Annotated in this window: 10 protein-coding genes and 1 pseudogene; 3 read left to right on the top strand and 8 right to left on the bottom strand. The window is 43.5% G+C overall.

Annotation, left to right across the window (positions count from 1 at the left end):
• Positions 1-478: 478 nt before the first annotated feature.
• The 4 genes from ACP7AK_RS03625 to acnD form a co-directional block, all read right to left on the bottom strand.
• Complete coding sequence (locus ACP7AK_RS03625; protein WP_004281730.1) at positions 479-742, bottom strand: hypothetical protein; 264 nt, start codon at positions 740-742, stop codon at positions 479-481.
• A gap of 113 nt (positions 743-855) precedes the next feature.
• Complete coding sequence (locus ACP7AK_RS03620) at positions 856-1,077, bottom strand: hypothetical protein (protein WP_004732115.1); 222 nt, start codon at positions 1,075-1,077, stop codon at positions 856-858.
• Between the two features lie 164 nt (positions 1,078-1,241).
• Entirely contained in the window at positions 1,242-1,385 is a 144-nt protein-coding gene (locus ACP7AK_RS03615; RefSeq protein WP_004645925.1) for a zinc ribbon-containing protein, read from the bottom strand.
• 502 nt (positions 1,386-1,887) lie between these two features.
• On the bottom strand, positions 1,888-4,506 hold the full coding sequence (gene acnD, locus ACP7AK_RS03610) for a Fe/S-dependent 2-methylisocitrate dehydratase AcnD (RefSeq protein ID WP_425878653.1): 2,619 nt from the start codon (positions 4,504-4,506) through the stop codon (positions 1,888-1,890).
• A gap of 515 nt (positions 4,507-5,021) precedes the next feature.
• Here acnD and ACP7AK_RS03605 point away from each other — a divergent pair.
• A pseudogene (locus ACP7AK_RS03605) lies at positions 5,022-7,153 on the top strand (multicopper oxidase family protein).
• Positions 7,154-7,267: 114 nt separating this feature from the next.
• Positions 7,268-7,993 (top strand): YgfZ/GcvT domain-containing protein, encoded by a 726-nt coding sequence (locus ACP7AK_RS03600; protein WP_425878651.1) that lies wholly within the window; start codon positions 7,268-7,270, stop codon positions 7,991-7,993.
• A 51-nt stretch (positions 7,994-8,044) separates the two neighbouring features.
• Here the strand turns inward: ACP7AK_RS03600 and ACP7AK_RS03595 are convergent, their stop codons facing one another.
• Positions 8,045-8,290: a hypothetical protein gene (locus ACP7AK_RS03595; protein ID WP_253102263.1), complete on the bottom strand. Its 246-nt coding sequence runs from the start codon at positions 8,288-8,290 to the stop codon at positions 8,045-8,047.
• A 263-nt stretch (positions 8,291-8,553) separates the two neighbouring features.
• Here ACP7AK_RS03595 and ACP7AK_RS03590 point away from each other — a divergent pair, with 263 nt between their 5' ends.
• A complete protein-coding gene (locus ACP7AK_RS03590; RefSeq protein WP_425878649.1) occupies positions 8,554-9,351 on the top strand; it encodes a tetratricopeptide repeat protein in 798 nt (265 codons plus the stop codon).
• A gap of 81 nt (positions 9,352-9,432) precedes the next feature.
• On the opposite strand, the gene ACP7AK_RS03585 is transcribed toward ACP7AK_RS03590, so the two are convergent.
• The 3 genes from ACP7AK_RS03585 to ACP7AK_RS03575 form a co-directional block, all read right to left on the bottom strand.
• Positions 9,433-10,359, bottom strand: coding sequence for an AEC family transporter (locus ACP7AK_RS03585; protein ID WP_425878647.1), 927 nt, complete (start codon positions 10,357-10,359; stop codon positions 9,433-9,435).
• Between the two features lie 60 nt (positions 10,360-10,419).
• Positions 10,420-11,529 carry an NADH:flavin oxidoreductase/NADH oxidase gene (locus ACP7AK_RS03580; RefSeq protein WP_425878644.1) on the bottom strand — a complete coding sequence of 370 codons (1,110 nt, stop codon included), beginning with the start codon at positions 11,527-11,529 and terminating at the stop codon, positions 10,420-10,422.
• A gap of 92 nt (positions 11,530-11,621) precedes the next feature.
• Positions 11,622-12,884: a carbohydrate porin gene (locus ACP7AK_RS03575; protein ID WP_425878642.1), complete on the bottom strand. Its 1,263-nt coding sequence runs from the start codon at positions 12,882-12,884 to the stop codon at positions 11,622-11,624.
• Positions 12,885-12,961: the final 77 nt, after the last annotated feature.

The following is a 12,961-nucleotide window of genomic DNA, read 5'->3' as shown; positions in this document are numbered from 1 at the left end:
GAAATGAAGGATTGATTTGTATCTTGCTTGGATAAATATTTTTCTTAAATTTATGATTTATATTTATTTTAATTTTTTATTCTGCGTGTATTACTGGAGAATTTTTTAGGGTGTTGGGAAAACTCGCAATGGTTTACTTCAACTATCATTCTTTGTAAGACCTGATCTTATAGCCTATAAACTTTTGGTCTATAGCGTCCTAAGCCGAATCGAGACCTTTTGGGTTCGTACTGCACTCGCGTTTTGCGCCGCTCACAGCATGCTACTCTTTCCGATCCCATCACACCCTTGAAAGCTATATTAGGCAAAGATGGACGGGATTAATTTCCTATGTTTTTTTAATTTCGACTAAATCTGAAAATTTATTTCATCATTTATATCAATATAGAGAAATAAATTCCATTTCTGATTTTTTACGCTTTTTTATTCGATAAAATTAGAGTTTATTGCAATTTATATTCAGGACATAATTACTGTTTTATTGAAAGAATGTTCCCTGAATCCATTGCGCACTAAACCACCAGGCACTGATCGCGGACATCCCGCACAGAAGATTGGCCAAGACCTTGTTGAGTCTGGTCAGCTCAGAACTATAAATTTTCAGGTTAAGTAGATAGGCGATCACAGCGTAAAACGAGCCAATCGCGCCCCCGAAAAGAATCAAGATGAGCGGCCATGCGGAATAGAAATGGGCTTTTTTATCTAATTTTCCTGACTCTGGTGCGTGCTGTTGAATATCCATAGTTGATAACCCTCTTTTTAATATATGCACTTGCACTATTTCTAGGCAGGTATTTACTCTTTAGAAAATATTTGCCTTCTAGGACTTTCACTGAAGCAAGAAGCAGACCAGTTTTATCGTACAAAGAGCTGTCGGGTATGATGATTGATATAGGCATTTAGTCCATCGCCATATTGAGCGAGCTGTTTCATGTTTTCGACATGCTGATAACCGGCACTGCTATAGCTATAAGTGTAAACTTTCGAGGTTTTCTTGAATTGAACGCGAATAAACTCGTTACCAATCTCGTAATTGGCAACACCTGAGTCGTGATTAAGATCAAGATAATGTTGCAATTGAGCTGCCCTAAATACTTTGAATCTAGGGTTTTAGATGGGGTTTTATTGATTATTTTTCAATCAATCTTAAACTATAAATAGGGATGTTTAAATAGCAAAAAGCCCTATCGAGTAATAGGGCTTTCATTCAAAACAGAGGGTAACTGTTTGAGTTGTTTTGCTTAGGCATTCTTATTGTTAAATTGATTGCCTTGGCATTTGGTACACGGTGGTAAACGATCAGTACCAATTTCTAAGTAGGTGCGGTGTCCGCATTGAACACAAAAATAGAAGCCTGTTCCGGGTTTTTCGCCAGCAGTAACCATCTTTGTTCTCCATGGTTTTAGAAATGGTCTGACTAGTATAACCCTCTGGTGATGAATGTCTATTGTCCATTTTTGTAAATGATAGTGTCGTTTGGGCAAAGTAGTATTTCTAATTATTATTTAGTAACCCATTAATTAAGTGATAATTTATTATTTTTTTCAAGTTAAGTAGTTTAATAACATTGAGATAAGTGATGCATAAGGCCAAGTATAGCGCAGTGCGTTAATACAAAATTATCACCATAGCCATATGAAATTTTATATTCCCTTAAAGTTATAGACGTCTTTAATCATTGAGGAAGCTCAATTGCTTAAGTATAAAAAGAAAAGTACCTGTTTGTATTTTCTTGATAAAGACATTAATGCTCTAAATAAAAACCCCACTTCACAGTAGGGTCTTTTTTAAACAATATCAACAACTTTAATCCACTCCAACCCTCCTTAAAAAAGTAGGGAGTTCCCCTCTTTTTCAAAGAGGGGCTAGGGGTGATTAAAAAAAAGATTAAGCCACATTCCCTTCCAAGAAGTCTTGTGCAAAGCGCTGCAATACCCCACCCGCTTCATACACATGCACTTCTTCTTCAGTATCCAAACGGCAAGTCACAGGCACTTCAACAATCTGGTTCTTACCATCATCGGTCGAACGCTCAATTACTAAAGTCAACGTCGAACGTGGCGCGATATTACCAATCACGCTATACAGCTCAGTACCATCAAGACCTAAAGTCTTACGATCTGTACCCGGCTTAAACTCAAGCGGTAAAACACCCATACCGACTAAATTAGTACGGTGAATACGCTCAAAACCTTCTGCCACAATCGCTTCTACACCTGCCAGACGCACACCTTTTGCTGCCCAGTCACGGCTAGAACCCTGACCATAATCCTTACCGGCAATAATAATCAACGGCTGTTTACGGTTCATGTAGATTTCAATGGCTTCCCACATCCGCATTACTTCGCCTTCAGGCTCCACACGTGCTTTCGAACCCTGCTTGATGGTACCATCAGAACGCACCACCATCTCATTAAACAGTTTCGGGTTGGCAAAAGTCGCACGTTGCGTCGTGAGGTGATCACCGCGATGCGTTGCATAGGAGTTAAAGTCTTCCTCAGGCACACCCATTTTTTTCAGGTATTCACCTGAAGCACTGTCGAGCACAATCGCATTCGATGGTGATAAATGATCAGTGGTGATGTTATCGCCCAAGATCGCCAGCGGACGCATATTTGACAAGGTACGCGGTGCAGCCAAAGCCCCTTCCCAATACGGCGGACGGCGAATATACGTACTTTGCGGACGCCAGTCATACAACGGACTTGTTGCTTTTTCATTCACACCCAAATCGAACATCGGAATATAGATTTTTTTGAATTGTTCTGGTTTTACAGCAACTTTCACCAGCGCATCAATTTCTTCATCCGATGGCCAGATATCTTTTAGATAAATCGGATTGCCGTCTTTATCGTTTCCTAAAGCATCTTTTTCGATATCAAAACGAATCGTACCGGCAATCGCATACGCTACCACTAAAGGCGGTGAAGCCAAGAATGCCTGTTTCGCATAAGGATGAATACGCCCATCGAAGTTACGGTTGCCCGAAAGCACCGCTGTTGCATACAGGTCACGGTCGATAATTTCCTGCTGAATCTTTGGATCGAGTGCACCCGACATACCGTTACAGGTCGTGCATGCATAGGCCACGATACCAAAGCCCAGTTTTTCTAAATCTTTAAGTACGCCAGCTTCTTCAAGGTAAAGTGCCGCCGCTTTAGAACCCGGTGCAAAAGAAGATTTCACCCAAGGTTTACGCACCAAGCCCAATTCATTGGCCTTACGTGCCAATAAACCTGCTGCAACGGTATTACGTGGGTTGGAGGTATTGGTACAAGACGTAATCGCCGCGATAATCACCGCGCCATCTGGCATCAAGCCTTCCGCTTCTTGCGCACGAGCTGCTTCTAAATTACCGGCAATGCCTTTTTCTTTCAGGTCAGCCGTAGATACACGTGCATGCGGATTTGATGGGCCAGCGATATTACGTGTCACAGTCGATAAATCGAAACGCAGCACACGTGGATATTCCGCTTGGGTCATGTCTGATGCCCAAAGCCCGATCTCTTTAGCATAAGTTTCGACCAGTTTGACTTGCTCAGGTTCACGGCCGGTCAAAGTCAGATAATCAATGGTGTTCTGGTCGATATAGAACATCGCAGCCGTTGCGCCATATTCCGGGGTCATGTTGGAAATCGTGGCACGATCACCCACCGACATGCTGTCAGCACCTTCACCAAAGAATTCTAAATATGCGCCAACCACACGTTCTTTACGCAGGAATTCGGTTAATGCCAAGACGATGTCCGTTGCGGTAATGCCTGGCTTGCGCTGACCCACCAATTCCACACCAATAATATCCGGCAGACGCATCCACGATGCACGGCCCAACATCACATTTTCCGCTTCCAAGCCGCCAACACCAATCGAGATCACGCCCAATGCATCTGTATGAGGCGTGTGCGAATCTGTACCGACACAGGTGTCCGGGAATGCCAGACCATCACGGTTCTGAATCACCGGAGACATTTTCTCCAAGTTGATCTGGTGCATGATGCCGTTGCCCGCAGGAATTACATCAACATTCTCAAAGGCAGTTTTGGTCCATTCAATAAAATGGAAACGATCTTCATTACGACGGTCTTCAATGGCACGGTTTTTCTCAAAAGCATCCGGATCAAAACCACCAAACTCAACCGCCAGTGAATGATCGACAATCAGCTGGGTTGGAACGACCGGATTGACTTTAGACGGGTCACCGCCCTGATCGGCAATCGCATCACGTAAACCGGCAAGGTCAACCAGTGCCGTTTGCCCCAAGATATCATGACACACCACACGTGCCGGATACCAGGGAAAATCATGTTCCTGTTTACGCTCAATCAGCTGGCGTAAAGACTGTTCCAGAATGGCAGGATCACAACGACGCACCAACTGCTCTGCCAGGACTTTGGAAGTATAAGGAAGTTTGGCATATGCGCCTGGCTGAATATTTTCTACGGCCTGTCGCACGTCATAATATTCCAGCTGGGTGGATTGCAGCGGTTTACGGTAGTTGTTGTTCATAAGCTTGCCTGCCCTCGTTTATCTCTATTTTTATTCATCAATAGATATTGATGAGTTACTTTTGTAATAGCAGCATTGTACGCTGCACAAATAGCATTTCCCAAATTTTATATTTTTCAATTACTTAATTATAAAAATCGGTATTTTCGCAAAAATTTGTTACATAGACTTTAGAATTTTTGCTTTAAAGCGGTCTTTTGCTAAAAAAAATCTGAATAATTCGCCTTATTCTTTAGTCTTATGTTGCAAAATATTTCTCTATCTTTTTATTTGAATATTACTATAAACCACTAATATCATTAATAAATAATTAATTTTATGTGCATTTTTTTAAAGATAAAAAAATATAGTCTCACTGGTTTTCATAGGCCTGTCCTGCCGCCGCATTTAGCAAAATTTCAATCCCCTAATTTGGGATAGCAGATTTTCCAAAACTATCAGAATCTCAGTGTGACGAATGTCACATTCTTCGCAATCCTCACATTAAAACAATAACCATAACAGGCAGAACTGAAATGTTGAAAATCGCAATATTCGGAGCTATAGCCGCCATTTTGACGCTCTTAGCTCGCGGTTGGGATGGAACAAAAAATCCATCGCCGCCGTCAAATCCATCTAACCCCTCCCAACCTTCTCATCCCTCACACCCAACACCTCCACCCAAACCCTTACATCCCGTTCCGACCACATCAGACAGCTTGATTAGCAATCCACCCCTATTACCAAAAAGTGCCAAGGGCAAATATGAGCTGATCGTGGCCTATAAAACCAGCAAACTCTATAACCCCAGAAACGGATTATGGGATCAGGTACTGCTGAGAGGCTATTTAACCAAACCCAGTTTATTTGATAAGAAAAAAACCGGTGAATATGTCGAGGATCAGATGGTCGGACCACAGATTCGGGTCAAACAGGGTGAAACCATGGCGCTTAACCTGAATAACCAGCTGCCACCCGAGTCAGAAACAACCTGCCCAACTCATGTTGAGAATGTAAATGAACCACACTGCTTTAATACCACCAACCTGCATACCCATGGCTTCTGGGTCAGTCCTCAAGGCAATAGCGATAATGTCTTTTTGAAATTCAAACCTCAGGAAAAATTTGATTATCAGTTCAAAATGGAACCGAATCATCCCGCAGGGACTTACTGGTATCATGCCCATCTGCACGGTTCAACTGCTCTTCAGGTGTCGAATGGCATGGCAGGTCCATTGATTGTTGAAGGCTCAAGAACACCAAAAGTCAAAAATGGCAAAGTCACCTCAACTGGAGATATGGATATTCTATGGAAAGAAAAAAACAGTTACCCGAACGAAAACATCCTGTTGTTCCAGCAAATCCAATATCGCTGTAGTAATCCCGATCCTAATATCACATTCGCTGTTCCCAATAACTGTGAAGGTGTAGGTATAGGCATGCTGGAAAATTATAATGACCTGTCTATTAGTGGCTTCTGGACCAACCAGAATTACTACACGTCTATCAACGGTAAAATTGTGGGAGAGATGAAGGTTGAACAGAATGTATTTAACCGCTGGCGCATGATTCATGGCGGTGTACGCGATACCATTGGTTTAATCATAAAGGAAATTCCTGACTCCAGTAAGTTTAGCGCAGAGCAAACCATTAAAGCCTGTTCAGCCTATCAGGAGGCAGACAAGAAAGCTGAATTTGAGAAGCTGAATAGCCTGAATGTGCATACCATCGCGCAAGATAGCTTAACCATGAATCATATACAGACCAGAACCCTGTCCGTGTTCCATCCTGGTTATCGTCATGATGCAATGGTTGCCTTTCCGACCACCAATAGATACTGCATTTTTGACACCAAATTGAATATCGATGATGAAATTAACGCGCCATTACCGAATGTAGGTCCTCAAATTGCTCCAAATCATCGCCTCAATGCCCAACTGCTGGGATGGGTCAATGTAAAAGCAGCCAAGACCAAGGCTCAGACTGCTGCCCAGTTCCTGAAAGATCGGGCACAAAAATTGGTTTAAGCAAAGACATCCAGACCCAGTTATCTCAGCTTAATCTTTCTGCGTTTAGTGATCATCCATCATTGATGACACCCGAAATTGATAAAGTAGTTGCTGCCCGACCAAAACAATATAGTGCTTTTTCGCTCGGCCCCGACCCTAGAACTGGCGTATTCAAATTTGGCTTCCGACATAAAAAAGATGGAGATACACTGAGTTTTGGAGATTTCTTTGATGGAGATGGTTCAGTGGATGGCGAATATGTCCGTCAGTTACAAGTTGGACAGACTGATGAATGGGAACTGACCAGCGCTGGTTTTGGTGGTCATCCGTTCCATATTCATGTTAACCCGTTCCAGATTGTTAAAATTTTGAATCCTCAAGGTAAGGATGTCAGTGAGGCAGTAGCCCCAGAAGATCCGGTGAATCCAGTTCTGGATGATGTGCAATACCGTGGCATGAAAGGACAGTTTAAGGACACGCTTTTTGTAAAACAAAACTATACCTATATTGTGCGCAGCCATTACAAGAAATTTGAAGGTGACTTCGTACAGCACTGCCATATCCTCGACCATGAAGATCAGGGCATGATGGAAACCGTACGGGTCTGTGGAGGCAAATTCCCTTGTGATTCGCCATTACCGGCTAGCCATCACCACTAAAGATCTGCTCGCTAAAAGCCAATGATTTCGATTGTTGGCTTTTTTGTTTGCCTCTATTTGATGCTTGCTGCACAATAACTGCATTGATTTATAGTATTCAAACCGGGGCTTATTATGGTAGCGTCTCCTGCTTTTACATTGTTTAGTCTGAATGGTGTAGATGCACAAAAATTCCTTCAAGGTCAGGTGACTTTGAATACTGAAACTTTGGCGGAAAACCAGACACGCTATACTGCAATCTGTAGTCTGAAAGGACGCATCCAATTTGGCTTATGGCTTAAAAAAATCAGTCCGGAAAGCTTTGAAATCGTGAGCATTGCAGATCAGGCTACGGAACTGGCCAATCATATTAAAAAATTTGGCGCCTTTTCAAAAATGAAACTGGAACTGGTCGGTCCGGTTTATCCAGTCATTAATGGCATTCATACTGACTTCGTTACGACTGAAACCGATGCCACCCTTTGGGAGCAGCAAGCCATTGAATCAGGTCAGGCCTGGATTCAGGCTGCCACCGCGACCCTGTTTCAACCACAAGAATTACGTTTGCATCAACGCGAAGGCATTCAATATGACAAGGGTTGCTACTTGGGTCAGGAAGTCATTGCACGCCTGTGGTTTAAAGCCAAGCCAAAACACTGGTTACATCTGGTTCAAGGCACAGGTACCGTGCCTGATGTTGCGACCAAACTGAATAATGATGTTGAAATTGTCAATAGCATCGCGATTGACGACGGTTATAAAGCGCTAGTCGTTGCAAAACCTGAAGCATTGACCGAATTGGGCCTAGAAGTACTGGAACTTCCGGAAGCTTTGAGCGGTGATGTAGCGCGTCCGCAATAATCACTGCATAACTCATAAAAAAGCCAAGATAAAATTCTTGGCTTTTTTATTTTAGAAGCCATGAAACAGCTTGTTCATGTCTTTTACCACATAATCTTTAAAATGATAGGCCCGCGCATGTTTGGCATCAAACTTTGCCGTGAGTTCACCTTTTTGAAAGACATATACTTGGTCTTCCTGACTCATCAAAAACTCTGCACCAAGTTTCATCAGCAGCGCATCAATCTTGTCTTCATCGGCAATCGATTCATCAGCATTGACTCTGTCATAGTGACGTTTAATGGTTTTGACAAACATGGTTAAATCCTGGGAGTCTGATTCAAACCGAGATTTAATCAGAGAAGTCGGCTGAAGCAAAGTAATCCTTTTGATATCTGCAGGATTGATCAGAAACCTGTGCAAATCATGCATCGATTTAATCGGTATATTGTGCTTCGATGATTTGTATTTAGTGACAAATTGTATATTTACAAAGCACAAAATCCTTTTATGATGTAAGTGAAAATGATTAAAATCGCACCAAGGAATAAGGTGCCAGCAATAATAAGGTTATAGGAACCATGAAAAAATTAGTACTCGCTACAGTTCTTGCCCTTTCTGCGCAATTCGCTCTGGCAAATACCGTAAAAGATCAAGTCGATCCCCAATTCCAAAAAGTTGAGGCCATGGTCAAAGCCAATAATTTTAAAGGTGCCTATGACGCTTTGAATCAATTGGCCAGTCAGGGAAATGCCCAAGCTTTATATAACTTAGGCTATTTGACCCAAACCGGCCAAGGTACAACCAAGGACGAGAAAAAAGCCATTCAGCTTTACGAGCAGGCAGCCAGCAAAGGCTATCCGGTGGCCAATTATGTACTGGGTAAAAACTATGCAGCCGGCACACTCGGCCTCAAACAGGATTTGGCCAAAGCCAAACAGCATCTGGAACGCGCTTCAGCAGCCAAATTTGATGATGCCAGCATTGATCTGGCCATACTGCTATTTTCTGAAAATACGGCAGCGTCAAATAAAGTCGGACTACAAAAGCTGCAACCGCTGATCAGCAAAGGCAATATGCAGGCCATTCATGCCAAAGCCTTATATGACATCAGCAGCGGTTTCAAAAACAAAGATGAAAAACCGATTCAGCAAGGCCTAAGCAGCATTCAGGAACTGGCAAAAAAAGGTTATATTCCAGCGCTGATGGCAGTAGGTAATATGTTTGCCAATGGCAGTATTGTTCCGCAAAACCTGCCAGAAGCGAAGAAAATCTTTGCTGCATTGGCGCAGCAAAATGTTCCGCAGGCTAAGGAATCTTTGGCAGCAGTAGATAAAATGCTGGCTGAGCAGAAAAAAGTACCTGCGAAGAAAAGTTAAGTTAATTCCACAAAATTAAAATATAAAAAGCCCCATGCAATTTGGGGCTTTTTAATAGCAGAGCATTCATCTTCTAAAAGATTATCCCCACCACAAGGCAATTAAGCCACTGGTCACGATAAAACCAACAATGGTACTCATCAACAGTGGCGTTAAGGTTCGATCATTCAGACCATATGCCTGTCCCAACATGCCAAAAATCGTCGGCATCGGCAAAGCAGCAATGAGCGTACCGGCATGGACCATTTCCTGACTTAAATCAGTTAACTGGCTCAGTCCCAGATACATCAATAACGGCATCATGATATTGCTGGAAAATACCAGATAGAAACTTTGCAGATTGACATATTTCAGACTCATTCCTACGATCCCGCCGCCAATGGCAAACAAGGCCAATGGTGAGGCCGTCTGACCAATCAAGGCGAAGACCTGATCGAGATAGACTGGAATTTTAATCTGGAAAACCGCACAGGCCATGCCGAGCATGACCCCCATAAATAAGGGATTCTTTAGCAAAGTCAGCAGTACACTTTTCAGAATGGCGCCGAGATTTGCCTGATGTTGTGTGCCCAGCGCAGCCATGACCAGCACCAGCGGAATCAGCAACATGCTTTCGATGATCACCACCAGAGAGGTATAGGTCATCGCCTGTTGCCCAATCAATAAGCTGAGCACAGCCGTACCAATCAGGCCGGTATTCGACATTGCAGCGCCCAGCGACAGCACTGCACTTTGCGAATGCGTATTTTTAAAATGACGGCGCATGATCCAGAAGCCGCTACCATAGAGCACTAAGGTCACGCTGCTATATACTGCAAAGTATTCAAAATACCAGATTTCATGCAGGTCCTTGGAGGCAAGGGACTGAAAGAAGAGCAAGGGCAAGGCTACTTTAATCACAAAAGCACCGACCGTCCCCACCTGCTCTTTGCTTAACACTTGACTCTTTACAGTCAGATAACCCACTGCCAACAATAAAAATATGGGCACAATGACCGCAAAAATCATAATGCAGTATCCTCTTGTCAGTGATATTCCATTATAAGAATTTCTGAGACTAAAGCAGTGTTAAAAAGGCTCAAACAGGTGATTCAAACCATGCGGTGCGCAGCGCAGATATTGCGGTGAAATCTTGATTTTTTCATCAAGTGCTGCCGCTGCATGCCAAGGCCAATGTGGATCATAAAGAATGGCACGAGCCAGTGCGATAGCGTCGGCTTGGCCCTTTTGTAAAATATCTTCTGCCTGCTTAGCTTCAGTAATCAATCCCACGGCAATCACGGGAATATTCACGACTTTCTTGATCGCATCTGCAAAAGGTACCTGATAATTCGGCTTCACATCGATGTTCTGTTTAGCATGTAAGCCGGCACTGGAAATATGAATATAAGCAGCACCCGCAGCTTCTAGTGCTTTGGACAATTCAATTGAAGAATCAATGGTCCAACTATCTGGCTGATCCATCCAGTCGCTGGCCGAAATACGCACTCCAATCGGATAGCCTTCTGGAACCGCCGCTTTCATGGCTTGTAATACTTCCAGAGTCAGGCGAATCCGGTTTTCCAGTGAACCGCCATACTGATCATCACGTTTATTTGAAAGTGGTGACATGAACTGATGCAGTAAATAACCATGCGCTGCATGCAGCTCAATCAGGTCAAAACCGGCCTCAACTGCACGTTTGGCACTTTCTGCAAAGTCAGCAATGACCTGCTCAATTTCCGACTGGCTTAAGGCTTTGGGTGGATGTTCATCGGCCTGAAAAGGAATATCACTGGCAGAAACAGTTTGCCAGCCATGTGCTTCATCCGGCTTAAACTGACCTTTACCTGCCCATGGTTTATCTGTTGAAGCTTTACGCCCTGCATGTGCGAGTTGAATCGCAAAAGGCATCGGGGAAATGGATTTGACTTTTTCCAGTAAGGTCTTGATCTGCTTTGCCTGTTCGTTATTCCACAAGCCCAGATCGGCATAACTGATCCGGCCTTCTGGCTGTACCGCAGTCGCTTCGACAATACATAAACCTGCACCCGATAAGGCATAGTTGGCCCATTGCTGCTCGTGCCAATAGGTAATTTCCCCCTGCTCTGTTGCAGAGTACTGACACATCGGCGCAATTACGATTTTATTTTGAAGTTGCAGTGATCCAAATTGAATAGGTTGAAATAGTAATGCCACGCTGTATTTCCTCTTTTTATTGCCCAGTTTCACTCTAAAAATAAAAACAGGCTCTTAAGAGCCTGTTTAGTTATAACGTGAACGATCAAACTTTAGAAGATGATTCGTGTAGTCAAACCGAGTACCAGTGCATCATCCACATTGTTGCTTGAACCTGGATTAATGACATATTGCAGGTTTGGACGCAGCATCAGCCACTTTGTTGCATTATAGCTATAGTTCAGTTCAATATTGTATTCTGCACTCGCATCAAAATTCAGATTCTTGATCCGGTCATTAATATGTACACGATTGACCGCCAGACCTAAAATATCATTCGGCTGGCTGTCCGCAAGACCGATATATTTCACACCAATTTGTTGTGAATTATCCACTTTGTTAGTATCGCGGTCATGCCAGGTAAAGTTAGCAAATGAATGCAAACCCTGACGGCCCTGACCTGTAGACGTTAACTGTTGTTCTACAGCTAACCAGCCTGCAAAAGTACGGTTTTTGGCATCAGTAGGATTGGCAATATCTTTTTGGTTGGCAACATCATCGGCAGTATTGTACATCCCGCCGATCCGGTAGCTGCCCGGCAGGCCATTCACCCATGATTTCGGCGTCCAGATGACTTCTGCAGGAATCGTCACGCCATCTGCATGGTCGGTATCCAGACTCCAGCCCTGACCTTCTTTAGCGCCATTACCATTATCCTGATTAAACTCATACACACCGACTTGTACGGCAAGTTCAGGATTGAGTTGCTGCTTCACGCGCGCACCCCATTGTGCTACAGGCGTATTCATCCAGATATTGCCCTGCCATTTACCCATCTGTGCAGCACAAAATGCCGTACTGGCAAAATCACAAGCCATGACATTAAAATCCATGCCCAGACCAAGACGACCCGCCTTAATACTGAGCCCTTGATCTTTATAATTCTTTTCAATAGACAGCTCGCTCAGACGGCTATCCTGATTACCACGTCCGAAAGTACCTTGTACATTGGCCAGTTGCGGTGCATTAGAATCCTGCAAGTCACGAACAGAGGTACTTTGACCCTGACGTGCAGTCATCACGGCACGTACAGTGACACCATTCCATCCCGCCAGCTTTTCCATATCCAGTTGAGTACCCAGCCATAATTGGGCAGAAGTTAATGGACCTGCGCCCTCATTACGACCACCATCAGCAAGATAGGCGGTATCGGTTAACAGATTGGCTTCAAATTTAATTCCCTGTTGGGCCAGTTCTGTACGTTGACCATTCCAGTCCCCCAGTAAATACTGACCTTGTGGATCAAATGCAGATTCCGCCTGAGCGGTTATCATGGCAGCCATTAAAGGCAATAGAGCTAGACCTAAATATTTCATGTAAAACCTAAACATTCGGAGAGAAAAACAAGCAAGGTTTTTAAATTGCTATTAGGTGCATGAATTTACATAACTTT

The organism is Acinetobacter sp. TWP2-2-3 (assembly GCF_049896445.1).
In the GTDB taxonomy this organism is placed as follows: Bacteria; Pseudomonadota; Gammaproteobacteria; order Pseudomonadales; family Moraxellaceae; genus Acinetobacter.
This window is presented reverse-complemented; position numbering and strand designations above follow the sequence as displayed.